The sequence below is a fragment of the Burkholderia pyrrocinia genome, from assembly GCF_003330765.1.
Taxonomy (GTDB): domain Bacteria; phylum Pseudomonadota; class Gammaproteobacteria; order Burkholderiales; family Burkholderiaceae; genus Burkholderia; species Burkholderia pyrrocinia_B.
This window is the reverse complement of record NZ_CP024902.1, coordinates 2,211,486-2,235,919: the sequence shown is the minus strand read 5'-3', so window position 1 is coordinate 2,235,919 and position 24,434 is coordinate 2,211,486. Positions and strand designations below refer to the sequence as shown.

Sequence of the window (24,434 nt, the reverse complement as noted above, 5' to 3'; positions counted from 1 at the left end):
GAGGTAACCGGTTGCCGCGTGACGAAGGGAACAAATCGACCAGAGAAGCGAGGACGGTCATGCGATCTACCCGGATTGCGCTGATGCTGACGATCGCGCTTGCCGGTCCGTATGCGTCGAACTTCGCGTATGCGCAGCGCCCCGAGCAGGGCGCATCGTCGCGCAAGCTGCCGCGCGGCAAGGCGCCGCAGTCCGATCGCGCCACCGAGATGCCGGTCCGTTCCGCCGTGCCCCCCGATCTCGAGCAGCACCGCCGCGACGGGCACATGACGCCCGAGGAGCGCCACCTTTTGCGCCAGCACATCGAAGACGCCGTTCGCGAGCTGTACAAGCGCTGACACGCGCCGTCTTTCGCACTGCGCGGAAAAGATTCGTAGCAATTTTTCGGTCAACTTTCGCCTGCCGATTGCCGTTGTACCGGCATCCGCACCGCCGGTGCGTTCCGGGAGTCCATGACGATGAAAGCGAACGCTGCCGCACCGGCGCCGTCGCCCGCCATGCAGTCGCCGCTCGACGCGGACGACGCGCTGTTTTTCCTGAGCCGCACCGGTTTTTCTCCTGCGCCCGCCGATGTCGCGCGCGTCGTCGGCATGACGCGCGCGCAGGCCGTTGCCGACACGCTCGGCAACGTTCGCCGCGAACCCGTCACGACCTGGCCCGACTGGATCGCCGAGTTGCCGCCGACGCGCGCGCAGCGCCAGGCGCTGACACCCGACATGCGGCGTGACGAGCAGCGTGAGCGCAATCGCCGCTACGATGCGTTGCGCGCGGCCTGGGTCAACGAGATGGTCGTGACGCCGTCGCCGCTGACCGAGCGCATGACGCTGTTCTGGCACGGGCACTTCACGTCGGGGCAGGACAAGGTACCTTACCCGCAGACGATGGCCGCGCAGAATGCGCTGTTTCGCCGCGAGGCGCTCGGCAACTTCGGCACGCTGCTGCACGCGGTCGCGAAGGATCCGGCGATGCTGCAGTATCTCGACGGCGCGAGCAATCGCAAGGGGCGCCCGAACGAGAATTTCGCGCGTGAGGTGATGGAGCTGTTCACGCTCGGCGAAGGGCATTACACACAGTACGACGTAACCGAAGCCGCGCGCGCGATGACGGGCTGGACGATCGATCCCGACACGCTGCGCTTCGAGGTGCGGCCGGAATGGCACGATGCGGGCGACAAGACGATTCTCGGCGAAACGGGGCCGTTCGACGGCGACGGTTTTGTCGACATCCTGCTGAAGCGGCCCGGCACCGCACGCTTCATCGTCGGCAAGCTGTGGCGCGAGTTCGTGTCCGATACGCCCGACGCGGGCGCGCTCGATGCCCTGGCCGAGCGGTTTCGCGCGAGCGGCTACGACATTCGCGCGGCGCTCGCCGCGCTGTGGTCGACCGACGCGTTCTGGGATCCACGCAACCGCGGTGTGCTCGTCAAGTCGCCGGCCGAGTTCGTCGTCGGGTCGGTGCGGCTGTTCGACGTCGCGTACGGCGATCCGCAGATGCTCGCGAACACCGTACGCACGCTCGGGCAGAACCTGTTCTACCCGCCGAACGTGAAGGGCTGGCCGGGCGGCGCGCTGTGGATCAACAGCACCACGCTGCTCGCGCGCAAGCAGTTCGTCGAGCAGTTGTTCCGCGCGACCGAGACGGCCGGCATGCGCCCGCCGGCGCATGTGACGGCGCCGCCGCCGAATGTCCGTGCGCACGCGATGCCGGTGGTCGACACGGCGTCCGCCGCCGGCATGCGCGGTACGCCCGCCAAGCCCGCGCGCGGCGGCCTGCGTTTCGACCTCGAGCGCTGGCTTGCGCAATATCGTGCGCGGCCGCAGGCGATCGCGGGATTGTCGACCGAGCTTCAGCTGCAGCACGCGGTGCTGCCGGTGTCGCCGGTCGCGGCGATCGACACGGATTCGACCGGCAGCGCGTATCTCGAGGCGCTGCTGATGGATCCGGCCTATCAACTGAAATGATTCAAACGGATGTGCCGAGCGGCGAACCAAAGGATGCGCGATGAACCGACGTGATTTTCTGACGCTGACGGGCGCCGCGGCCGCGGCCGGCGTGTCGCTGTGGCAGTCGCCCGCGATGGCGGCGGCATCGACGGGACGGCAACCGGCGGCCGGGTATGCGAACGTGCTGATCCTCGTCGAGCTGAAGGGCGGCAACGACGGCCTCAACACGGTGGTGCCGTACGCGGACCCGCTGTACTACCAGTTCCGGCACAGCATCGGCATCAAGCGCGAGCAGGTGCTGCAGCTCGACGCGCACACGGGGCTGCACCCGTCGCTCGCGCCGCTGATGCCGTTGTGGCGCGACGGGCAGGTCGCGGTCGTGCAGGGCGTCGGCTATCCGCAGCCGAACCTGTCGCATTTCCGCTCGATCGAGATCTGGGATACCGCGTCGCGCTCGGACCAGTACCTGCACGAAGGCTGGCTCACGCGCGCGTTCGCGCAGGCACCCGTGCCGCCTGGTTTCGCGGCGGACGGCGTCGTGCTCGGCAGCGCCGAGATGGGGTCGCTCGCGAACGGCGCGCGCGCGATCGCACTCGTCAATCCCGCGCAGTTCATCCGTGCGGCCCGGCTCGCCGAACCGTCGTCGCTGCGCGAGCAGAACCCGGCGCTCGCGCATATCATCGACGTCGAGAACGACATCGTGAAGGCGGCCGACCGGCTGCGCCCGCGCGGCGGGATGCGTGAATTCAGGACGGCATTTCCGGCCGGCGCGTTCGGCACGTCGGTCAAGACCGCGATGCAGGTGCTGGCCGCGTGCGAAGCGTCCGGGCCCGGCGCGCAGGATGGCGTCGCGGTGCTGCGCCTGACACTCAACGGTTTCGACACGCACCAGAACCAGCCGGGGCAGCAGGCCGCGCTGCTCAAGCAGTTCGCGGAAGGGATGAGCGCGATGCGCGGCGCGTTGATCGAACTCGGGCGCTGGAACCAGGCGCTCGTGATGACGTATGCGGAATTCGGGCGGCGTGTGCGCGAGAACCAGAGCAACGGCACCGATCACGGCACGGCCGCGCCGCATTTCGTGATGGGCGGGCGCGTGGCCGGCGGGCTGTACGGCGCGCCGCCGGCGCTCGGGCGGCTCGACGGCAACGGCAACCTGCCGGTCACGGTCGATTTCCGCCAGCTCTACGCGACCGTGCTCGGGCCGTGGTGGGGGCTCGATGCGGCGCGCGTGCTGCAGCAGCGCTTCGACACGCTGCCGTTGTTGAAGGCGTGATGCGTTGGTGTCAGCGCCGGCGCGCGGCGCGCCACGCGATCCACAGCTTGCGGATCGGCGTCAGTGCGATGCGCTGGTGCAGCACCTGGTAGCCGTCGCGCTCGATTTCGTCGAGCAGCGAGCCTGCCAGCGCGATCTGCGCGCGCAGCGTGCGCTGCGCGCGGCGTTCGGATGCGGGGATCGCCGCTTCGGCGGCCGCGAGCGCTTCGCGCGCGCGCGCCGTCTGAAATTGCAGCAATTCGGTGAAGGCCGGGCTGTAACGGCGGTTCAGCAGATCGGCCGCCGTCACGTTGTAGCGCTGCAGTTCGTCGATCGGCAGGTAGATGCGGCCATGGCGCGCGTCGTTGCCGAGTTCCTGCACGAATTGCGCGAGCGTCAGTGCGCGGCCGGCGTCCACGGCCCACGGCTGCGGGTCGGCCGGGTTCGCGGCGCTTGCGCGCGCGACCAGCGACGCGAAGGTGCTGCCGACCTGCGCGATGTAGCGCTGCAGGTTCGCGAAATCGAGGTAGCGCGCCTGTTCGAGATCCATCCCGTAACCGTTGACGAGCGTGCGCAACGCGTCGGCCTCGGCGGCGATCGCCGGATGATGCTGCGCGAGCGCCTTCGTGACCGGGTGCGACGGCTGCCCGGCGGCCAGCGCCGCGAGTTCCTTGTGCCACCACGCGAGCTTCGTGTGTCCAACGGTCGGGTCGCTGGTTTCCTTGACGGTTTCCTCGAGTTCGCGGCGCAGCGCGAACAGCGCCGTCAGGCGCGGCTGAGTGGCGAATGGTGCCTGACGCAGCGCGTAGTAGACGCTGGAGCCCGCGGGGGCGGCCTTTTGCTGACAGTAGTCGTCGAAGTTCACGGGCGGAATCGTGTCGGGGGCGGGTTCGGGGGGATGCGCGGCGACGCGGTGCCGAAACGTCGAGCGCGGCATTCTAGCACCGCTGCACGGCGGGTGCCGGCAGGGCGAGACAAGGCCGCACGGATCGGGTAGAATCTCGCGCTCGCCTAATCGGGCGTGCCGGTTTTCAGGCCGGCCGGCGGGCGGTCCCGGGCGCGCGGTGAACGCAGGCTGCGTTCCTGTTCCGTGCGATCAGGCGACAGAGCATGCGCGTGAGTGGCGAAATTGGTAGACGCACCAGGTTTAGGTCCTGACGCCCGCAAGGGTGTGCCGGTTCGAGTCCGGCCTCACGCACCAGAAATCGGACGAACACCCATCGGGGTGCCGTTCCCGAAAAGCGCTGCCGGTCGGCTGACCGCAGCGCTTTTTTGTTGATGCCCGCTTTTTCGCGGACATACATGTCAGGCGCGGGCCGTTCTTGCAAGCGTGTCGATTCAATCGTATGTAATATCGTCGGTATCTTTTACGCAGGCGGGATGTCTTGCAGAGGGCTGTCGATGAATAAGACGATAAGTATGCCGATCGCCGTTCTGGCACTGACGCTGGCAATACCGGCATTTTCGGCCACGCCGGCCGACAACGTCGCATGGAGTGCAAGACCAGTGCAGGTAGCCGCGTCGTCGACGGAGTGTTCCGCCTATTCGAGGCTGGTGTTTTTGAGCGACAAGCCTTTGTCGACGGAGGCCGTGCTGAAGTCGGTCGGTACGATGCTGGCGGTTTCGGCGCTTAGCTTCACCGGTGGATCTCAGGGGATTGGGCCAATCCATGTGCGCAAGCCGGCCTGTGAGTGATGCGTGAATACGCGTTAGGTGTTGTTTCGTCGTTCAACAGACAAGCGTCGCGTGTCGACTGACCGCGGCGCTTTGTTGTTTTAAGCGCTCGTTAGTCCCGAATGGCAATCGCAAAAAAGTACGCGGCAAGATTTCTTGCGACTCGGTACAGTGAATCGTTCCGGCTGCATTCACGGTAACGGCGCGGCGTCTTAAACCGATTCGCAAGAACGCCGAGCGTCATGTTGTGTTCACAGGCAGGAGAGGCTTGAGTCGATTGAGCACGAATGCATTGCAGATTATCGCGTTTCTGACGGGACGCCAGGTTCCAAGCAGAGCCGTCAATGTACCGGCGCAATGCCAAGTTGCTCGATTCCGTACGCGTGACTCCACGCATCGCGATCGTCAAAACCCATCGCACGGGCAAGATGATCGGCCAGTTCCTCCGGGGTCGGTGCATCGGGTGAATCGAAATAGCCGAGGGGCGCTTCCTCGTCAGGCGTCAAGATGGCGTAGAGCATGTGAATCTCCGGTCTCTGGTCATCTTAACGACGTTATCCCGGATCTCTTGACGCAGGCAATCCCCTGGATTCACCGTCAGCCAATTTTCGGGCGGCGTTCACGAAGCGTCCTGACGCGCAGTTTCTTGATGCCTTTATGCTGCGCCGCACTCACCCGATCGCATCGCCAGTCGATCAGAAAAATAAAGTAAGTCATTGATTTACTTGAATTGGCGCGGGCATTCAGACTTGACGCAGTGGGCGATGGCGATGCCAGGCACCCGCGCAGCACGCTATTCCCAGAAGCTCCGGATCGCGACCGCCACGATCACCGGTACCGAGAACACCAGCGGGATCGCGAAGTACTGCGCTTCGCGATCGACGACCCAGCTATAGATCACCCACGCCGCGCCGATCGCGAACGTGATGAGGCCGACCGTCACGGCGGCGATGTTCAGGACCAGTTTCGAAGGCTGGCGGCGCGTTTTGGCATTGTTATCGCGCGGGGACGATTTCATCGGAAGAGTGCGGCCTCGGGCCGGAACAGGGGTAAAAGCACAGGAGACCCCATCCGCACGGATCGCGCAAGGGCCGGCGCGTGCCGGCCCCGTATCGTTTGTCAGCGCGCGTTACAACCCGAGCGACGCCGCCAGTTCATCAAGCAGTGCGCGCTGGAACGCGGCGAACCGCTCGCCCGGTTGTTGCGCGATCGCGAGGTCGAGCATCGGGTCGGCGACGTCGGTGCGGATGCCGGCCAGCTCCTCGACGATCGCGAGCCCGCAGAACGGCACGTACGCTTCCGAATAGCCGCCTTCATGAACGATAACGAGCCGCCCGCCGCAATGGCGCTGCGCAGTTTCCTTCACCGCGCGCGTCATGAACCGGTAGCTGTCGGTATGCAACTGCATGCGCGCGAGCGGATCGACCGCGCTCGCGTCGAGCCCGCTCGCAATGACGATCAGTTCGGGCCGGAAACGCTCCAGCGCCGGCAGCACGATCCGCTCGAACGCGTAGCGATACGCGTCGTCGCCGCTACCCGCGAGCAGCGGCACGTTCAGGTTCGCGCCGACGCCCGCGCCCTCGCCGCGATCGTCCGCGCCACTGTAGCCGGGCGGGAAGCAGCGGTCCTGGTGCAGCGAGATCGTCAACGTGTCCGGATCGTCGTAGTAGATCGACTGCGTGCCGTTGCCGTGATGCACGTCCCAGTCGATCACTGCGACGCGCTCGATGCCGTGTTTCGCGCGGGCGGCCTCGATCGCGATCGGGATGTTCGCCAGCAGGCAGAAGCCCATCGAGCGGTCGCGCAGGCAGTGATGGCCGGGCGGCCGCGACAGCGAGAACGCATTGGCCGCGCGCTCGGCGACGACCGTGTCGACGGCAGCGATCGCGAGGCCGGCCGACAGCGCGGCGATCTCGTAGCTGCCCTTGCCGAACGGCGCGAGATCGCCGAGGTCGCCGCCGTTCGCGTCGCTGAGTGCGCGGAACGCGTCGAGATAGTGCGCTGGATGAATGCGCAGCAGGTCGGCGGTCGAGGCCGGCGCGGCGCCGCGCAGGTCCAGCTGTGCGGCGAGGCCCGAGGCCTGCACGAGCGACAGGAAGCGGCGCTTCGAATCGGGCGATTCCGCGTAGCCCGCGCTCGACGGCGGCTGGACCCAGCCGCCGACCGGGAAGAACAGCGCGTGCGTGCCGCCGGTGTGCCAGAAAGTGCGTTCGTCGGTGAAGAAGGCAGTGCGATTCATGGATGTGCGTGACCTGTCACGGTTGGGAGGAAATGGAAGGGCGCGGGCGGAGATCGATATGGCGCAGCGCGGCGAACGACACGATCGCGACGGCCGTCGCGGCCGCGAACAGCGCGCGCATCGTGCCGCCGGCGTCGAGCATCAGCCCGGCGAGGAGCGGGCCGGCCGCGAGGCCGGCGCCGATCACGAAGTTGAGCGTCGCGACGAGGCGGCCCGACGTGTCGATCTGTGCGACGGTCGCGAGGATGAACGGCAGCACGAACGTCCATGCGAACTTGAACGCGAAGATCGCCGCGCTGTAGCCGCCGGTGTGCCGCATCGCGGCGAGCGCGACGAGCGAGGCCGCGAGCAGCGCGTAGCCGGCCGCCAGCATCGCGCGCCGCGCAACCCGGCCGCCTGCGCACGATGCGAGCGCCGCGCCGGCGATCCCCATTACGCTCGCGATCGCGAGCACGTTGCCAGTCGACTGCGGATCGAGCCCGGCCTCCGCTGCGGCGCGGCTCGCGAAGGTCCAGACGCTGCCGATCGCGAGATAGAACGTCAGCACCGCGCCGACCGCGAGCGCGATGAAACTCCGCGGCGTATGCGTCGCGTCGCCGCGCGCGGTTTGTGCGGGCGCGGTCCGCGCGCCGAGCGACGACGGAAAGCCGCGCGACAGCGGCGCCGCGAGCAGGGCGAGCGCAGCGAGCGCGACATACAGCGCGCGCAGCCCGAACGCGGCGAACACATGCGGCAGCACGAACAGGCCGATCGCGCCCGCGATCAGCTGGCCGACGACCCACAGGCCGTACACGCGGTCGCTGTTCATGCTCGTCGCCGCGCTCGTCATGCAGAGCACCATCAGCGAGCCGCCGCCGAGCGCGGTGACGGCGCGCAGCGCGAGCAGCGCGGCGAAGCCCGGCATCCACAGCGCGGTCAGCAGGTTGCCCGCGCCGAACAGCGCGATGGCGAACGCGGCGACCCGGCGCGCGTCGATCCGGCCGAGCCACAGGTACGACGGCACGGTCGCGAGACTGAACGCACCGAGTTCGACGAAGAAGTAAGTGCCGATCTGCGACGCGGACAGCCCGAGCTGCGTCGCGAGCTGGGCGGCGACGGTCGGCGCGACGAGCAGCAGCAGCGGCGTGATGGCTGCGAACACGACGAGCGCGACGAGCGTCGAGCGCGCGAAGGTCGACGCGCGGCCGTCGAGCGAGCGTGCGACATCCGGGGACAGGGTTTTCATGGCGGGATCTCGTTTGGGGGGAATCAGAACAGGTGGTACATGCCGACCATCGCGCCGAACTGCGACGCGCCGGCGAGTGGCGTCGGGTCGTATTCGTAGACGGTCTGGGAGCCCTGGCCGCTGTTGCGCGCGTAGCCGAGGTTCACGTACGCGACGGTGCGTTTCGACAGCGCGTACGTGGTGCTCGCGATGAACAGCGTCGGGTGGCCGATCGCCGGCGTGCGCGAGTCGGTGTGGTAGACGCCCGCGTTCAGGCCGATCCCGTTCGGCGTCAGATATCGAGCGCCGCCCCAGACGATCGTGCGTGCCGCATCGAGGTCGCCCGTCAGGCGCTCGACGCCCGCATAGACGGTAAGCGGCAGGGCGGCGAACGCATAACGCGCGGCGAGCGTGCCGAGTTCGCGACGTCGCGCCGACGTGTCGTCGGCTCCCGACGCATCGCCGTGCGCCTGATGCAGCACCGCGCTGACCGACAGGCCGTTGCTCGCGTACTGGCCGCCGAGCTCGAGCACGCGTCCGGCGCGCGTATTGCCGGCGACGCCGGCCGTTGCGGCGAGCGCCTCGACGTCGAAGCCGGCGAAGGTCGGCGACTGGTACTTGACCGCGTGGTCGATGAAGTTCGCGTTCATCGGCACGATCACGCCCTGGCCGCTGTACGACGCATACCAGAGCGGGTCGTAGAACAGCGTCTTGTCGAACAGCACACTGAACTGCCGCCCGAGCGTGACGGTGCCGACGGGCCCCGCGATGCCCACGTACGCACCGCGGAAGAACGCGTAGCCGGGCACGGTCGCGGTGCCGTCGTTGATGTTGAGGCCCTGCTCGAGCTTGAACAGCGCACGCCAGCCGCCGCCGAGATCCTCGTTGCCCTTCAGCCCGATCTGCGAAGGCAGGATGCCGTAGTTCTGCAACTGCACGGCCGAGTGGCGCCCGTCGGCATGCGTCAGGTATTGCACGCCGGCGTCGAGCGCGCCGTACAGCGTGAGGGTCGACTGCGCGTGCGCGGCGACGCTGCACGCGGCGAGCGTCGCGGCGGCCGCGGCCGTGCGGATGAAGCGGGGTTTCATGACGTGAGGTTCTCCATACCGTCCTGCATCGGTTTGTCGTTGGTGTTGTCGCGACGCAGTGTCCGCAGCGGGAAAACCACCGAACAGTCGTACAGATGAACGGTGCGGAAAACCCGCGGTGCGCGGCATGACCGCGGTGCGATGCCGCGGCGCGGCGTGCTGCGGAGCAGCAACGTGCCGCGCACCGTTCAAATGGATGGGGTTGGCGCCTGTTCCGGCACCGTGGCCCGTCAAAAAAGCCGATCGCTATAATCGGCCGGTGTCGTTGCACACATCAGCGGCCCGATCGGGCAGGGGAGCGGAAGGTGAGGATCACGACGGATATCGGGCAGGATCTCGACGCGCTGCGCGACGTGCCGGCCGCGATCGTGCTCGACGAATCCGCATGGCCGTCGCTTCAGCCCCGCCGGGCGGATTTCGACGGCGTGACCCGCGGCGACGCATCGCGGCGCGAGCTCGGCCTGATGCTGCTCGATCTGTACGCGGTCGCCGCGCAGTCGAGCATCGGCGAATTCGAATGCCGCTTCTTTTCGCTGCTGCAAGCGCTCATTCCGTTCGATGCCGCGTGGACGGGCGTCGCGACGCATGTACCGGCTGGTCCGGTGATGCACAACAGCTTCCTGTACCGCCTGCCGCATGCGTTTTTCAGCGATTGGAAACGCGTGCGCGGTTGCGATCCGCTCGCGCATCGCACGCTGCTCGGCGCACATGGTCGCGCGGAGCGGCTGTCGGTCGTCGAGCCGGGATTCGATGCGCGGTTTCGCGACTGGTGCGTGAAGTACGGTCTGGCGCAACTGATGTGCGTGTGTACGCTCGATCGCCGCTTCGGGCTGACGACATTTACGTCGATCTACCGCCAGGGCCTGAATCGCCCGTTCAGCGACGACGATGCACGCCGTTTCGAGGAAGTGATTCCGCATCTGGCGGCCACGCTCACGATCAATCGCGCCGCGCAGCTCACGCGCGAGCGCGGCGATACGGTTGCGCCGGCGGCGCGCGCGCTGTGCGACAACTTCGGCGTGCTCCACCATGCCGATCACGGTTTCGACGACGTGCTGCGCGCTGAATGGCCGGCATGGGCCGGCGCGCGCGTGCCGGAGCCGCTCGTCGCGCACCTGCGGCGTCAGTCGGGCCAGCCGTTCGTCGGCGCCGCGCTGCGCATCCAGTGCGTGCCCGTCGCGGGGCTGTTCCAGATCGAGGCGCGGCCGCGTTCGCTGCTCGACCGGTTGAGCCCGCGCGAGCTCGCGGCGATCCGTTATTACGGCGCCGGGCGTTCGCACAAGGAAGTCGCGCAACAGATGGCAATTTCGCCGACGACCGTGCGCCACTACCTGCGCTGCGCGTACCGCAAGCTCGGCATGCACGACAAGAGCCAGATCGCGGGCGTGCTCGGCGCGACGGGCGGCGCGGCCGCCGACGAGCCGGTAGAAGCCGGCGGTGAGCCGCGCTGAATCGCGCTGATTCGCACGAATGCGGCGTGTCGCACGCTGCCGCACGAATGGTTGTTCCCGCAACCATTGAGCGTTATGCTCGTCAGCTCCCAGGAGACGGAATTCCATCATGAACGACACGAATTCAGGGTCGGTGCGCGCGGCGGTGGTCGGTGTCGGCGCGATCGGCGGGTTGCTCGCGGCCGCGTTGTCGCGGGCCGGCATGACCGTGAGCGCGTACGCGCGCGGCGCGACGCTTGATGCGCTGGACGCGCACGGCGTGCGCGTGATCGACGAGGCGGGCGTTGCATCGTCGGTTCCGGTGCGTGCGAGCGACGATGCGGCCGCGCTCGGCGTGCAGGACTACGTGGTGATCGCGCTGAAGGCGCAGGCGCTGCCGGCGCTGGCCGCGCGCATTGCGCCGCTGGTCGGGCCGGGCACCGTGATCGTCGCGGCGATGAACGGGCTGCCGTGGTGGTTCTCGCACGGGCTTGAAGGGCCGATCGACGGCGTGCCGCTCGACGCGGTCGATCCGGCTGGTACGGTGTCGGCGGCGTTGCCGCCCGGACAGGCGATCGGCTGCGTCGTGCACCTGTCGTCGAGCACCGACGCGCCGGGCGTCGTGCGCCGCGGGCGCGGCAACCGGCTGATCGTCGGTGCGCCCGATCGGCGGCTCGACACGGCCACCGCGCGGATTGCCGCGGCGCTCGCAGCGGGCGGTTTCGATGTCGAGTCGACGCCCGCGATCCGGACCGAGATCTGGACGAAGCTGTGGGGCAACATGAACATGAATCCGTTGAGCGCGCTGACGGGGTCGACGGCCGAGCAGTTGCTCGACGATCCGTTCACGCAGGATCTCGCGCTGCGGATGATGGAGGAGGCTGCCGCGATCGGTGCGAAGCTCGGCCTGTCGACGGGGATGAGCGGGCCCGAGCGGATCGCGGTCACGCGCAAGCTCGGCGCGTTCAAGACGTCGATGCTGCAGGATTTCGAAGCGGGGCGTTCGCTCGAGATCGGGCCGATCCTCGGCGTGTTTCCGGAGCTCGGGCGCAAGCTCGGCGTGCCGACCCCGTATTGCGACGCGGTGCTTGGGCTGTTGCGCCAGCGCGCGGCGAACAGCGGGCTGTAGCGGGTGCGCGGCCGCTGCGTGCGCGGCCGCGGGCTGGCGGCGAAGCGCGATCCTTTCGATGCTGCCGCATGATGCAAACCGGGCCGCCCGGGTCGCTGGTTACGCGACCCGGGCGGCCCGTCGGATTCGTCGGATCAATGCGGCCGGCAAGGTTGGCTGCGTACCGGCGCCGAGCCCGTGACGCGGCTCAGTCGTCCCGCTCGGTCGCGTGCGCGACGACCTTGTCGAGCAGCCGTTCGAACGTCTGGCGTTCGCTGTCGGACAGGCACGCGAGCAACCCGTCGTTCCACTTGCGCACGATCGGCATGATCTTGCGATGCAGCGCGCGGCCGTCGGCGGTCAGTGCGATCAGCACGATCCGGCCATCCTCCTCGCTCGCGCTGCGCTCGAGCAGCCCCTGGCGCAGCAGCGCCTCGGCCGCGCGGCTCGCCTGGCTCTTGTCGAGATTGGTGTGGCGCGCGAGATCCATGATCGAGAACGGACCGAAGGCGCCCACGGCGGCGATCACGCGTGCCTCGGGCAGCGAGATGTCGAGCTTGTGCCGGTACACCTCGCCGATCCCGCGGTCGGATCGCTTGGTGAGCGCGTGAAGGCGATAGGTCAGAAACTGATCGAGCCCGGCTTGACGGCCTTTCATGTCGAATCCTGAAGAAAAAGGGCGGGCCCGATTGTTCCTGTATCGCGCGCTCGGGTCAACGGTCAGTGTGCGCCGTACTTCAGGCGCGTCAATTGCTCCGCTTCGTTCGCGAGCAGGTTCGCCGCGTCGCGGATCGCGACGTCGAGCGTGATCGGCCCGGGAGCCGGCGAGAAGCAGCCGGAAAAATGCTCGGACAGGCGCGGCAGCGCGGCCGGATCGACCGCGCCCGACAGCAGCGACGCGGGCACGCCCGCGGCCTGCGCGTGACGGCACGCGATGAACGGCGCCTTGCCGTGCAGCGTCTGCACGTCGGAGCGGCCTTCGCCGGTGATCAGCCAGTCGGCGCCGGCGAGTGCCGCGTCGAGCCCGACTTGCCGCGCGACCACTTCGGCGCCGGCTTCGAACTGCGCGCCGAGCATGTGCAGCGCGAAACCGAGACCGCCCGCGGCGCCGGCGCCCGGCAGGTCGCGGCTACGCCGGTCGAGCGCGGCTTCGAGCAGATCGGCGAAGTGACCGAGCGCAGCGTCGAGGGTCGCAACCTGCCCGGGCGTCACGCCCTTTTGCGGGCCGAACACGGCAGTCGCGCCGTGCGCGCCCGTCAGCGGGTTGTCGACGTCGGACATGCCGACGAATTCCGTTTCTTTCAGGCGCGGGTCGAGCCCTGACGCATCGATTCGCGCGATGTCGGCGAGCCGCGACGGCACGGGCTCGACCGGTTGGCCGCCTGCGTCGAAGCACTGCAGGCCGAGGCCCGCGAGCAGCCCGGCGCCCGCGTCGTTGGTGCTGCTGCCGCCGAGCGCGACGAAGAAGCGGCGCACGCCGTCGTCGAGCAGCGTGCGGATCGCCTCGCCCATCCCGCGCGTGCTGCGCGCGTCGACCGGCACGCTCATGCCGACCGGGTCGGTAATGCCGACGATCTCGGCCGTCTCGACGATCGCGGTGCGCGCGTCGATCACGCCGACCGCCGCGTCGCGTGCCGCGAGCGACGCGCCGGCCACCCGCAGCGAGCGCCGCGTGCCGCCGCCTGCCAGCATCGCGTCGAGCGTGCCTTCGCCGCCGTCGGCCATCGGGCAGCAGCGCACGACCGCGTCGGGCCGGGCGCGGCGGATGCCGGTGGCGATCGCGTCCGCGACCTGCTCGGCGGAAAGCGAGCCTTTGAACGAATCGGGCGCGATGACGACGACAGGCGCGGACGGGTGTTGCGGCATGGTGTCTCCGGAAGGCGTGATTGGTGTGAAGAATAATGGGGTCGCGACGGCGGCGCACCCTCAATCGGAGCTTACAGGATGGCGGGCCCGCGGTGGATACGGCGTTCGGCATAGCGGCGATCCGCTTGCATTGCCGTGCACAGGGCTGCCGACGCGGCGGGGACGCACGCGCGTCGCGCCGATCTGGCGGTGCGAGGAAAATTGTTTGCTAGAATAGTCGATTCTTCCGGCCAAAGCCGTGCTCCGAGCCGCTTGCGCTAGCCATCCGGCGCGTGCAGGGATGGCGTGGCGCTCCGGCGCGCGGCGTATGCAACGCCGCAGGCAGGTACGGCAAGGAAAACCCGATTCGCTCGAATAATTTTAGGACGATTGAAGCCATGGCTAACGTTGTTGAGAACCTCGGCAAGCTTGAACGCCGCGTGACGATTTCCCTGCCGAAAGACACCGTGCAGAAGGAAATCGACGCCCGTATCCAGAAACTCGCGAAGAACGTGCGCATGCCGGGTTTCCGCCCGGGCAAGGTGCCGCTGAAGATGGTCGCGCAACAGTACGCGGGTCAGGTCGAAGCGGAAGTGCTGAGCGACAAGATCGGCCAGGAATTCTTCACGATCAGCCGCGCGGAAAACCTGCGCGTCGCCGGCCAGCCGAGCTTCGAGCCGAAGCAGGAGCAGGCCGAAGACGCATACGCGTTCGACGCGACGTTCGAGGTCTACCCGGAAGTGAAGATCGGCGATCTGGCGACGGCTGAAGTCGAGCGCTCGACGACGTCGATCGGCGACGCCGAAATCGACCGCACGCTGGACATCCTGCGCAAGCAGCGCGTGCACTTCCACGCACGCGGCGAAGCCGGCGAGCATGGCGACGGCGGCGCGGATACCGCAGCCAAGAACGGCGACCGCGTGACGGTCGATTTCGTCGGCAAGATCGACGACGTCGCGTTCCAGGGCGGCACGGCCGAAGATTTCCCGTTCGTGCTCGGCGAAGGCCGCATGCTGCCGGAATTCGAAACGGCAGCGCTGGGCCTGAAGGATGGCGAATCGCGCACGTTCGACCTGAAGTTCCCGGACGACTATCACGGTGCCGACGTGGCGGGCAAGACCGCGCAATTCACGGTCACGATGAAGAAGATCGAGTGGCCGCACCTGCCGGAAATCGACGGCGAATTCGCGAAGTCGCTCGGCATCGAAGACGGCGACCTCGCGAAGATGCGCGGCGAGATCAAGGACAACCTCGAGCGCGAGGCGAAGCGCCGCACGCAGTCCATCGTCAAGAACCAGGTGATGGACGCGCTGCTGAAGATTTCCGAACTCGACGTGCCGAAGTCGCTGATCGAGCAGGATCAGCAACGTCTCGTCGAAATGGCTCGCCAGGATCTGGCGCAGCGCGGCGTGCCGAACGCGAAGGACGCACCGATCCCGGCCGAGATGTTCGCCGAGCAGGCCGAGCGTCGCGTGAAGCTGGGCCTCGTGCTGGCCGAACTCGTGAAGTCGAACAGCCTCGAAGCGAAGCCGGAACAGATCCGTGCGGAAGTCGACGAGTTCGCGAAGAGCTACGAAGACCCGAAGGAAGTGGTCCGCTGGTATTATTCCAACCAGCAGCGCCTCGCCGAGATGGAAGCGTTCGTCGTTGAAAGCAACGTCGTCGATTTCGTGCTGGGCAAGGCGAAGGTGACGGACAAGGAAGTGAGCTTCGAGGCACTCGCGAGCGCATCGGCGCAAGCGTAAGTGTCGCTCTAGCGGCGTGCCGGCTGTCGGAGCGACGGCCCGCGCGCCGTTTTTACGTCAAGCGCACGGTTGCCATTAATATGGCGATTGAGCGGGCGGCTTCCCTCCGTTCAATTTTCCATTCGAACAAGGTTCATTGAATGATCACTCGCGCTGAATTGCTGGATATGCTTGCTTCGAACGCGCCGCAGGGTTTCGAGGCGCAAGCGCTGGGGCTGGTGCCGATCGTCGTCGAAACGAGCGGCCGCGGCGAGCGTTCGTACGATATCTATTCGCGTCTCCTGAAGGAGCGCCTGGTGTTCATGGTCGGCGAAGTGAATGACCAGACCGCCAACCTCGTGGTCGCGCAATTGCTGTTCCTCGAGAGCGAGAATCCGGACAAGGACATCAGCCTCTACATCAACAGCCCGGGCGGGTCGGTGTCGGCCGGCATGGCGATCTACGACACGATGCAGTTCATCAAGCCGGACGTGTCGACGCTGTGCATGGGGCTCGCGGCCAGCATGGGTGCGTTCCTGCTCGCGTCGGGCGCCAAGGGCAAGCGCTTCGCGCTGCCGAACTCGCGCGTGATGATTCATCAACCGCTCGGCGGTGCACGCGGCCAGGCGTCCGACATCGAGATCCAGGCGCGCGAAATCCTCTACCTGAAGGAGCGGCTGAACCAGTTGCTCGCGCAGCACACGGGCCAGGACGTCGAGCGTATCGCGCGCGACACCGACCGTGATAACTTCATGTCGAGCGAGGATGCGAAGGCGTACGGGCTGATCGATCAGGTGCTGCTGAAGCGCCCCTGAGCTTAAGTGGGGTGCCGCCCCGATTCGTGCGGCGGCCCCTGCGACGTCCCGAACGCCCTGAGCATCTGCGGCAAGCGCATCCAGCCGGCTCCGGTCGCGCCCTAGGCGCGGCGTTCGGAGCATTCGGCGTATCATGTCATTTACGTGTCCGGAGGCTCTACATTCATGGCGGACAAAAAAGGTTCGAACAGCGAGAAGCTGTTGTATTGCTCGTTTTGCGGGAAGAGCCAGCATGAGGTGAAAAAACTCATCGCGGGCCCGTCGGTATTCATCTGCGATGAATGCATCGACCTCTGCAACGAGATCATTCGCGACGAGGCGGCTGCCGCCGGCGTCGAGGCCAGCCTGTCGCGGTCGGATCTGCCGAGCCCGCAGGAAATTCGCGACATCCTCGATCAGTACGTGATCGGCCAGGAACGCGCGAAGAAGATCCTCGCGGTGGCCGTGTACAACCACTACAAGCGCCTGAAGCATCTCGACAAGAAGGACGACGTCGAGCTGTCGAAGAGCAACATCCTGCTGATCGGCCCGACGGGCTCCGGCAAGACGCTGCTCGCGCAGACGCTCGCGCGGTTGCTCAACGTGCCGTTCGTGATCGCCGATGCGACGACGCTGACCGAAGCCGGCTACGTCGGCGAGGATGTCGAGAACATCATTCAGAAGCTGTTGCAGAACTGCAACTACGAGGTCGACAAGGCCCAGCGCGGGATCGTCTACATCGACGAAATCGACAAGATCAGCCGCAAGTCGGACAACCCGTCCATCACGCGCGACGTGTCGGGCGAGGGCGTCCAGCAGGCGCTGCTGAAGCTGGTGGAGGGCACGATGGCGTCGGTGCCGCCGCAGGGCGGCCGCAAGCACCCGAACCAGGATTTCATCCAGGTCGACACGACCAACATCCTGTTCATCTGCGGCGGCGCGTTCGACGGCCTCGAAAAGGTGATCACCGATCGCACCGAGAAAACCGGCATCGGCTTCGGCGCGACGGTCAAGAGCAAGCAGGAGCGCGACGCGGGCGAAGTGCTGCGCGAAACGGAACCGGAAGACCTGATCAAATTCGGTCTGATCCCCGAATTGATCGGCCGCCTGCCGGTGGTCGCGACGCTCGGCAAGCTCGATGAAGCCGCGCTGATGAAGATCCTGGTCGAGCCGAAGAACGCGCTCGTCAAGCAGTATCACAAGCTGTTCGCGATGGAGCGCGTCGAGCTGGAGATCCGGCCGGGCGCACTGCAGGCAGTCGCCCGCAAGGCGATCCGCCGCAAGACCGGCGCGCGCGGTTTGCGTTCGATCATCGAACAGGCGTTGCTCGATGTGATGTACGAGCTGCCGACGATGAAAGGGGTCAGCAAGGTCATCATCGACGAGAACGTCATCGAGGGTGACGGCAAGCCTTTGCTGATCTATGAGGACACGCCGAAGGTGGCGGGTTCGAACTGACCGGCTTGAGACGATGTCCAGCGAAAAAGGCCGTTCATGAGTCTGTGGGCGGCTTTTTTTCGTTTATCTTGTGGGTAACTCTGACTCGACACGCGGTGGTTACTTTCTTACCGAATATTTCCCGCACTTGAAGGCTTGCAATTCGTTGTGGCGGCCTCAATTACCGAACAATTGATTCCACTCATGGGGAAATGAAATGTCAGGCACCCAACTTCTCCCGCCGGAACAAATCACGCTCCCGCTGCTGCCGCTGCGGGATGTCGTCGTTTTCCCGCACATGGTGATTCCGCTCTTCGTGGGCCGGCCGAAATCGATCAAGGCCCTCGAAGCAGCGATGGAAGGCGGCAAGCACATCATGCTCGTCGCCCAGAAAACCGCGGCCAAGGACGAGCCGACCGAAAAGGACATGTACGAGGTCGGTTGTATCGCCAACATCCTGCAGATGCTGAAGCTGCCGGACGGCACCGTGAAGGTGCTCGTCGAGGGCCTGCAGCGCGCGAAGGCGTTGTCGATCGAAGAACAGGAGACGCAGTTCTCCTGCGACGTGATGCCGCTCGAGCCCGATCATGCCGACAGCGCTGAAACAGAAGCGCTGCGCCGCGCGATCGTGTCGCAGTTCGACCAGTACGTGAAGCTGAACAAGAAGATCCCGCCGGAGATCCTCACGTCGCTGTCGGGCATCGACGAGGCCGGCCGTCTCGCGGACATGATTGCCGAGCGTCTGCCGCTGAAGCTCGACCAGAAGCAGCACATCCTCGAGATGTTCCCGGTCATCGAGCGCCTCGAGCACCTGCTCGCGCAGCTCGAAGCCGAGATCGACATCCTGCAGGTCGAAAAGCGCATCCGCGGGCGCGTGAAGCGCCAGATGGAAAAGAGCCAGCGCGAGTACTACCTGAACGAACAGGTCAAGGCGATCCAGAAGGAACTGGGCGAGGGCGAGGAAGGCGCCGATCTCGAGGAACTCGAGAAGCGCATCAACGCCGCGCGCATGCCGAAGGAAGCCAAGAAGAAGGCCGACGCCGAGCTGAAGAAGCTGAAGCTGATGTCGCCGATGTCGGCGGAAGCCACCGTCGTGCGCAACTACATCGACACGCTGATCGGCCTGCCGTGGCGCAAGAAGAGCAAGGTCAACAACGACCTGTCGAACGCCGAGCAGGTGCTCGACGAGGATCACTTCGGCCTCGAGAAGGTCAAGGAACGCATCCTCGAGTACCTCGCGGTCCAGCAGCGCGTCGACAAGGTCAAGGCGCCGATCCTGTGCCTCGTCGGGCCTCCGGGTGTCGGCAAGACCTCGCTCGGCCAGTCGATCGCCCGTGCGACGAACCGCAAGTTCGTCCGGATGGCGCTCGGCGGCGTGCGTGACGAAGCCGAGATCCGCGGCCACCGCCGCACGTATATCGGCTCGATGCCGGGCAAGATCCTGCAAAGCCTCGCGAAGGTCGGCGTGCGCAATCCGCTCTTCCTGCTCGATGAAGTCGACAAGATGGGCATGGATTTCCGCGGCGATCCGTCGTCGGCGCTGCTCGAAGTGCTCGATCCGGAACAGAACCACACGTTCGCCGATCACTACATCGAGGTCGACTTCGACCTGTCGGACGTGATGTTCGTCGCGACGTCGAACTCGCTGAACATCCCGCCGCCGCTGCTCGACCGGATGGAAGTGATCCGTCTGTCGGGCTACACGGAAGACGAGAAGGTCAGCATTGCCCAGCGTTACCTGCTGCCGAAGCAGAAGAAGAACAACGGCCTGAAGGAAGGCGAGGTCGACGTCACCGAGCAGGCGATCCGCGACATCATCCGCTATTACACGCGGGAAGCTGGCGTGCGGTCGCTCGAGCGCGAAATCTCGAAGATCTGCCGCAAGGTCGTGAAGATGCTGCTGCTGAAGAAGGCAACGGGCGCGATCAAGGTCGATGGCGACAACCTCGATACGTTCCTCGGCGTGCGCAAGTACGACTTCGGTCTCGCGGCGAAGGAAAACCAGGTTGGTCAGGTGACGGGCCTCGCGTGGACGGAAGTCGGCGGCGATCTGCTGACGATCGAAGCCGCGGTGATGCCGGGCAAGGGCAACGTGATCCGCACCGGTTCGCTCGGCGACGTGATGAAGGAGTCGGTCGAGGCGGCACGTTCGGTCGTGCGTTCGCGTTCGCGTCGTCTGGGCATCAAGGACGAAGCGTTCGAGAAGCAGGACATCCACATCCACGTGCCGGAAGGTGCGACGCCGAAGGACGGTCCGTCCGCAGGCGGCGCGATGACGACCGCGCTGGTGTCGGTGCTGACGGGCATTCCCGTGCGCGCCGACGTGGCGATGACGGGCGAAATCACGTTGCGTGGCGAAGTCCTGCCGATCGGCGGGCTGAAGGAGAAGCTGCTTGCGGCGCATCGCGGCGGCATCAAGCTCGTGCTGATTCCGGAAGAGAACGTGAAGGATCTCGCGGACATTCCGGACAACGTGAAGAACGCGATCGAGATCGTGCCGGTCCGCTGGATCGACAAGGTGCTGGAGCTCGCGCTCGAGCGTTCGCCGACTCCGCTGCCGCCGGAAGAAGAAGCGAAGGCAGCGGCGCCGGTCGGCGAGGCGGCGAAGGATGCCGGCTCGACGGAAGTCGTCAAGCACTGAGTACCGGAACGCCGTCCTGACGGTTGTTCACGAAACCCGCGGCATGTCCGCGGGTTTTTTTATGCGTGCCGGAATCGCGAGCAGGCGCGGCAGAAAAAAATCGCATCCGGGCTTGGCAAAATGATCGGGGATGAATTAAACTTGCGGGCTCGCTGGTTGTTGATGCGGAAACGCAGATCGCAGCCAGAACGAATCGGAAACGGGTGCTTAGCTCAGTTGGTAGAGCGGCGCCCTTACAAGGCGTAGGTCGGGAGTTCGAGCCTCTCAGCACCCACCAGTTTCCCGATTCAGCCAGACCAAGGAGCGGTAGTTCAGTTGGTTAGAATACCGGCCTGTCACGCCGGGGGTCGCGGGTTCGAGTCCCGTCCGCTCCGCCAGAAAATGAAGAAGCCCGCCTTGTGCGGGCTTTTTCATTTGCGTCTCCCGGTTGCGCCCGCTGGCGGGCGCGTGACTGCGGAGCGGAGGAAGCCGCCTGCGCGGCTTCCGGGACGCGAAGGGATGCGTGCGGGATGTAGGCGTTTCCCGGTTGCGCCTGCCCGTCGCACGTCTGCTTTTCTCCCGTCCCACCCCGTATGTTGTAATATCGGTCGTTTTGTCCAATTTTCCCGTCACGCATGCTCGATTTCTTCCGTAATCACCAGCGCCTGATGATGGCGCTCCTGCTCTTGATCGTGTTGCCGGGGCTGGGTTTCGTCGGGATCCAAGGCTTCCGCGGCTTCTTTGACGATAGTGCGAACGCCGCGGCGGTCAACGGGCACAAGATCACGCGGGTCGAATTCGACGGCGCGTTCCGCCAGCAGATCGACCAGGCGCGCCAGGCGCTCGGCGGGCAGTTCGACATGAAGATGTTCGATACGCCCGAGCATCGCAAGCAGGTGCTCGACGGCCTGATCCAGCAACGCGTGCTGGCCGACGAGACGCAGCGTCTGCACCTGACCGCGTCCGACAATGCCGTGCGCGACGCGCTGATGAGCGACCCGATGATCGCGTCGCTGAAGAAGCCCGACGGTTCGATCGACGTCGAGCGCTATGCGCAACTGCTGTCGTTCCAGGGGATGACGCCCGAGCAGTACCAGGAGCGTGTGCGCTACAGCCTCGCGTTGCAGCAGATTCCGGCCAGCATCGTGTCGAGCGCATTCACGCCGAAGAGCCTCGCGCAGCACCTGTCCGAACTGGCCGCGCAGCAGCGCGAAGTGCAGTCGCTCGTGCTGAAGACGAGCGACTACGCATCGAAGGTCCAGCCGACCGACGCGCAGCTTGCCGCGTACTATGACGCGCACAAGCAGAGCTTCGCGACGCCTGAAACCGCGACGATCCAGTACCTCGTCTATTCGCCGGCCGCGGCAGCCGCGAGCGCGCAGCCGACCGATGCGGACATCAAGAAGTTCTACGACGACAACCCGACACACTTCAGCACCGAAGCGCAGGTTCGCGTGAGCCACATCTTCATCGCCGCGGCGGGCAGCGCAAGCGCGGCCGACAAGGCGGCCGCGAAGACGAAGGCCGAGCAACTGCTCGCCGACGTGAAGGCGCATCCGGACCAGTTCGCGCAGATCGCGCAGAAGAACTCGCAGGACGCGCCGTCGGCCGCGAAGGGTGGCGACCTCGGTTTCATCACGCGCGGCTCGACGGCGGGCGGCAAGGCGTTCGACGATGCCGCGTTCGCGCTCAAGCAGGGCGACGTGAGCGGTGTCGTGCAATCGGATCTCGGCTTTCACATCCTGAAGGCGACCGAAGTGAAGCCGGCGGCCCTCAAGCCGTTCGCGGAAGTGAAGGACCGGATCGCGGCCGACCTGAAGCAGCAGTACGCATCGAAGGCGTTCTCGGACAACGCGGAAGGCTTCACGTCGACCGTCTATGAAAAGGCAAAGACGCTGCAGCCTGCCGCGGACAAGTACAAGCTGACGATCCAGACGGCCACCGTCGCGCCGACGCCGAATGCGCAACTGCCGCCGACGAGCCCGCTGAACAATCCGAAGTTCCTGGCCGCCGTGTTCGCGAATGATTCGGTGAAGAACCAGAACAACACGCAGGCGATCGACGTTGGCAACAACACGCTGATCTCGGCGCGCGTGACCGACTACAAGCCGGCTGCCGTGCCCGCGCTTGACGCGATCAAGGATGCCGTGCGCCAGAAGGTCGTTGCCGAGCAGGCAGCGGAACTCGCGAAGAAGGACGGTGTGGCGAAGCTTGCCGAGTTGCAGAAGTCGAAGTCGACCGACGGGTTTGCGGCCGCGCAGAAGGTGTCGCGCACGCAGTCGCAGGGCCTGACGCCGGCGGCGCTGAGCGCCGTCTACAAGGTCGATGCGAAGACGCTGCCGGCCTACGTCGGTGTCGATCTCGGCGCGGACGGTTATGCGGTTTACCGCGTGAACGCGGTGATCCCGGGTTCGGCGGTCGATCCGCAGCAACTGGCGGCCGCGCAGCAGCAGATGGCGCAGGTCGACGCGCAGAGCGAAGGCGAAGCGTATCTCACCGCGCTGCGCGATCGCTCGAAGGTGAAGCTGTACGGTACGACGACCAGCCAGTCGCAGGACGGCGACAACTGAGCATCGTTTCACACGCGACAACAAAAAGCCCCGCTTCGAGCGGGGCTTTTTGTTGTCCGGCAGGGCGGTGTGGTCAGCCGCGCGGCTTGCCGAGCAGCGGCTTCAGCGCCGGCCAGACGTTGTCGAGCAGAATGCCCTGCGCCTGCTGCGCGGGATGCATCTGGTCGGACTGGAACATCTCGGGCTTGTTCTCGATGCCGGCCAGCAGGAACGGCACGAGCGGCACGCCGAGATCCTTCGACAGCCGCGTATAGACGGCGTGGAACTTCTGCGTGTAGTCGGGCCCGTAGTTGGGCGGCACGTACATGCCGACCAGCACGACCTTCGCCTGTGCGCGCCGCGCGCCGGCGATGATGTCGCGCAGGTTCTGCTCGGTCGTCGCGAGCGGCACGCCGCGCAGCGCATCGTTCGAACCGAGCTCGACGACGACGATCGACGGCTTGAGCCGCTGCAGCACCGCGGGCAGTCGCGCACGGCCGCCGCTCGTGGTGTCGCCGCTGACGCTGGCGTTCGCGACGCTATAATCGATTCGCTCGGTCGTGAGCCGTTGCCGCAGCAATGCCACCCAGCCCGTGTCGCGCGGTAGCCCGTATTCGGCCGACAGGCTGTCGCCGAGCACGACGATCACGGGCTGGCCCGATGTCGGGGCTGGCGCCGTCACGGCGCGTGCAGGCACGGTGACGGCCAGCAGGGTGCCCAGCAGCGCGGCGACCGCCGCGCGTCTTTTCCAGCGAAATGTCGTGTCCATGTTCAAGATTACCGATCCGATCATCGAAGTCCATGACGTGTGCAAGCGGGTCGCCGACGCAACGGGCGAGCTGACGATCCTCGACGGCATCACGTTCGCCGTGCGGCCGGGCAGCAGCCTTGCGATCGTCGGCGCGTCGGGGTCGGGCAAATCGACGCTGCTCGGCCTGCTTGCGGGGTTGGACAGCGCGACGAGCGGCACGGTTCGCCTGCTCGGCCGCGCGCTCGACCAACTCGACGAGGACGAGCGCGCCGCGCTGCGCAACGGCGCAGTCGGGTTCGTGTTCCAGTCGTTCCAGCTGATGCCGCACCTGACGGCGCTCGAGAACGTGATGCTGCCGCTCGAACTGCAGGGCGGCATCAGCGCGCGCGACGCGGCCGACCGCGCACGGGCGCTGCTCGTGCAGGTCGGTCTCGGCGAACGCACCGCGCATTATCCGAAGCTGTTGTCGGGCGGCGAGCAGCAGCGCGTCGCGCTCGCGCGCGCATTCGTCACGCGCCCGGCGATCCTGTTTGCCGACGAGCCGACCGGCAGCCTTGATGCAGCGACGGGGCACGCGGTCATCGACCTGATGTTCGAACTGAACCGCACGCACGGCGCAACGCTCGTGCTCGTCACGCACGATGCCGAACTCGCGCGCCGCTGCGCGACGACCGTGACGCTCGACACCGGGCGCATTGTCGCGCCGCACGCGGCGCAGCGCGGCGCCTGAATTCTTCTGCCGGCCGCGCAGGTTGCGCTGCGCGGCCGGCACCGGC

21 protein-coding genes and 3 tRNA genes are annotated in these 24,434 nt (G+C 66.4%); 15 read left to right on the top strand and 9 right to left on the bottom strand.

Features of this window, described 5'->3' with window-relative positions:
* Nucleotides 1–59 precede the first annotated feature (59 nt).
* The 3 genes from CUJ89_RS10765 (at nucleotide 60) to CUJ89_RS10755 (ending at nucleotide 3,216) form a co-directional block, all read left to right on the top strand.
* Entirely contained in the window at nucleotides 60–338 is a 279-nt protein-coding gene (locus tag CUJ89_RS10765; protein ID WP_114177312.1) for a hypothetical protein, read from the top strand.
* A gap of 120 nt (nucleotides 339–458) precedes the next feature.
* The gene (locus CUJ89_RS10760) at nucleotides 459–1,961 is read left to right on the top strand and encodes a DUF1800 domain-containing protein (protein WP_114178575.1); all 1,503 of its coding nucleotides are present in this window, start codon (nucleotides 459–461) and stop codon (nucleotides 1,959–1,961) included.
* A gap of 40 nt (nucleotides 1,962–2,001) precedes the next feature.
* Nucleotides 2,002–3,216, top strand: coding sequence for a DUF1501 domain-containing protein (locus CUJ89_RS10755; protein ID WP_114177311.1), 1,215 nt, complete (start codon nucleotides 2,002–2,004; stop codon nucleotides 3,214–3,216).
* A gap of 10 nt (nucleotides 3,217–3,226) precedes the next feature.
* Here the strand turns inward: CUJ89_RS10755 and hpnD are convergent, their stop codons facing one another.
* On the bottom strand, nucleotides 3,227–4,060 hold the full coding sequence (hpnD, locus tag CUJ89_RS10750) for a presqualene diphosphate synthase HpnD (RefSeq protein WP_114178574.1): 834 nt from the start codon (nucleotides 4,058–4,060) through the stop codon (nucleotides 3,227–3,229).
* 249 nt (nucleotides 4,061–4,309) lie between these two features.
* On the opposite strand from hpnD, the gene CUJ89_RS10745 reads away from it, so the two are divergent.
* Nucleotides 4,310–4,396, top strand: a tRNA-Leu gene (locus CUJ89_RS10745).
* Between the two features lie 200 nt (nucleotides 4,397–4,596).
* Complete coding sequence (locus CUJ89_RS10740; RefSeq protein WP_114177310.1) at nucleotides 4,597–4,890, top strand: hypothetical protein; 294 nt, start codon at nucleotides 4,597–4,599, stop codon at nucleotides 4,888–4,890.
* A gap of 320 nt (nucleotides 4,891–5,210) precedes the next feature.
* On the opposite strand, the gene CUJ89_RS10735 is transcribed toward CUJ89_RS10740, so the two are convergent.
* The 5 genes from CUJ89_RS10735 to CUJ89_RS10715 form a co-directional block, all read right to left on the bottom strand.
* Entirely contained in the window at nucleotides 5,211–5,390 is a 180-nt protein-coding gene (locus CUJ89_RS10735; RefSeq protein ID WP_114177309.1) for a beta-lactoglobulin I, read from the bottom strand.
* 272 nt (nucleotides 5,391–5,662) lie between these two features.
* Nucleotides 5,663–5,887: a hypothetical protein gene (locus CUJ89_RS10730; RefSeq protein WP_114177308.1), complete on the bottom strand. Its 225-nt coding sequence runs from the start codon at nucleotides 5,885–5,887 to the stop codon at nucleotides 5,663–5,665.
* A gap of 111 nt (nucleotides 5,888–5,998) precedes the next feature.
* Nucleotides 5,999–7,108: a class II histone deacetylase gene (locus CUJ89_RS10725; RefSeq protein ID WP_114177307.1), complete on the bottom strand. Its 1,110-nt coding sequence runs from the start codon at nucleotides 7,106–7,108 to the stop codon at nucleotides 5,999–6,001.
* Nucleotides 7,109–7,124: 16 nt separating this feature from the next.
* Nucleotides 7,125–8,333, bottom strand: a complete 1,209-nt coding sequence (locus CUJ89_RS10720; protein ID WP_114177306.1) for an MFS transporter — start codon at nucleotides 8,331–8,333, stop codon at nucleotides 7,125–7,127.
* Between the two features lie 23 nt (nucleotides 8,334–8,356).
* Complete coding sequence (locus CUJ89_RS10715) at nucleotides 8,357–9,400, bottom strand: porin (RefSeq protein WP_114177305.1); 1,044 nt, start codon at nucleotides 9,398–9,400, stop codon at nucleotides 8,357–8,359.
* A 305-nt stretch (nucleotides 9,401–9,705) separates the two neighbouring features.
* Here CUJ89_RS10715 and CUJ89_RS10705 point away from each other — a divergent pair, with 305 nt between their 5' ends.
* Together CUJ89_RS10705 and CUJ89_RS10700 are read left to right on the top strand one after the other, a co-directional pair.
* Nucleotides 9,706–10,851, top strand: coding sequence for a helix-turn-helix transcriptional regulator (locus tag CUJ89_RS10705; RefSeq protein WP_114177303.1), 1,146 nt, complete (start codon nucleotides 9,706–9,708; stop codon nucleotides 10,849–10,851).
* A 109-nt stretch (nucleotides 10,852–10,960) separates the two neighbouring features.
* On the top strand, nucleotides 10,961–11,959 hold the full coding sequence (locus tag CUJ89_RS10700) for a 2-dehydropantoate 2-reductase (protein WP_114177302.1): 999 nt from the start codon (nucleotides 10,961–10,963) through the stop codon (nucleotides 11,957–11,959).
* Nucleotides 11,960–12,146: 187 nt separating this feature from the next.
* Here CUJ89_RS10700 and CUJ89_RS10695 read toward each other — a convergent pair whose 3' ends face one another.
* Nucleotides 12,147–12,596, bottom strand: a complete 450-nt coding sequence (locus CUJ89_RS10695; RefSeq protein ID WP_039367176.1) for a MarR family winged helix-turn-helix transcriptional regulator — start codon at nucleotides 12,594–12,596, stop codon at nucleotides 12,147–12,149.
* 62 nt (nucleotides 12,597–12,658) lie between these two features.
* On the bottom strand, nucleotides 12,659–13,804 hold the full coding sequence (locus CUJ89_RS10690; RefSeq protein ID WP_114177301.1) for a glycerate kinase: 1,146 nt from the start codon (nucleotides 13,802–13,804) through the stop codon (nucleotides 12,659–12,661).
* A gap of 377 nt (nucleotides 13,805–14,181) precedes the next feature.
* On the opposite strand from CUJ89_RS10690, the gene tig reads away from it, so the two are divergent.
* The 7 genes from tig (at nucleotide 14,182) to CUJ89_RS10655 (ending at nucleotide 22,928) form a co-directional block, all read left to right on the top strand.
* A complete protein-coding gene (gene tig / locus CUJ89_RS10685) occupies nucleotides 14,182–15,528 on the top strand; it encodes a trigger factor (RefSeq protein ID WP_114177300.1) in 1,347 nt (448 codons plus the stop codon).
* A 140-nt stretch (nucleotides 15,529–15,668) separates the two neighbouring features.
* Entirely contained in the window at nucleotides 15,669–16,322 is a 654-nt protein-coding gene (gene clpP / locus CUJ89_RS10680; protein WP_010092137.1) for an ATP-dependent Clp endopeptidase proteolytic subunit ClpP, read from the top strand.
* Between the two features lie 165 nt (nucleotides 16,323–16,487).
* Complete coding sequence (gene clpX, locus CUJ89_RS10675; protein ID WP_048248493.1) at nucleotides 16,488–17,759, top strand: ATP-dependent Clp protease ATP-binding subunit ClpX; 1,272 nt, start codon at nucleotides 16,488–16,490, stop codon at nucleotides 17,757–17,759.
* A 196-nt stretch (nucleotides 17,760–17,955) separates the two neighbouring features.
* The gene (gene lon / locus CUJ89_RS10670; RefSeq protein ID WP_114177299.1) at nucleotides 17,956–20,379 is read left to right on the top strand and encodes an endopeptidase La; all 2,424 of its coding nucleotides are present in this window, start codon (nucleotides 17,956–17,958) and stop codon (nucleotides 20,377–20,379) included.
* Nucleotides 20,380–20,580: 201 nt separating this feature from the next.
* Nucleotides 20,581–20,656, top strand: a tRNA-Val gene (locus tag CUJ89_RS10665).
* A 23-nt stretch (nucleotides 20,657–20,679) separates the two neighbouring features.
* Nucleotides 20,680–20,756: transfer RNA gene (locus tag CUJ89_RS10660), tRNA-Asp, on the top strand.
* A gap of 237 nt (nucleotides 20,757–20,993) precedes the next feature.
* The gene (locus CUJ89_RS10655) at nucleotides 20,994–22,928 is read left to right on the top strand and encodes a SurA N-terminal domain-containing protein (protein ID WP_114177298.1); all 1,935 of its coding nucleotides are present in this window, start codon (nucleotides 20,994–20,996) and stop codon (nucleotides 22,926–22,928) included.
* A gap of 73 nt (nucleotides 22,929–23,001) precedes the next feature.
* Here the strand turns inward: CUJ89_RS10655 and CUJ89_RS10650 are convergent, their stop codons facing one another.
* On the bottom strand, nucleotides 23,002–23,676 hold the full coding sequence (locus CUJ89_RS10650; RefSeq protein ID WP_114177297.1) for an arylesterase: 675 nt from the start codon (nucleotides 23,674–23,676) through the stop codon (nucleotides 23,002–23,004).
* On the opposite strand from CUJ89_RS10650, the gene CUJ89_RS10645 reads away from it, so the two are divergent.
* Entirely contained in the window at nucleotides 23,675–24,388 is a 714-nt protein-coding gene (locus CUJ89_RS10645; protein WP_114177296.1) for an ABC transporter ATP-binding protein, read from the top strand. The genes CUJ89_RS10650 and CUJ89_RS10645 overlap by 2 nt on opposite strands.
* Nucleotides 24,389–24,434: the final 46 nt, after the last annotated feature.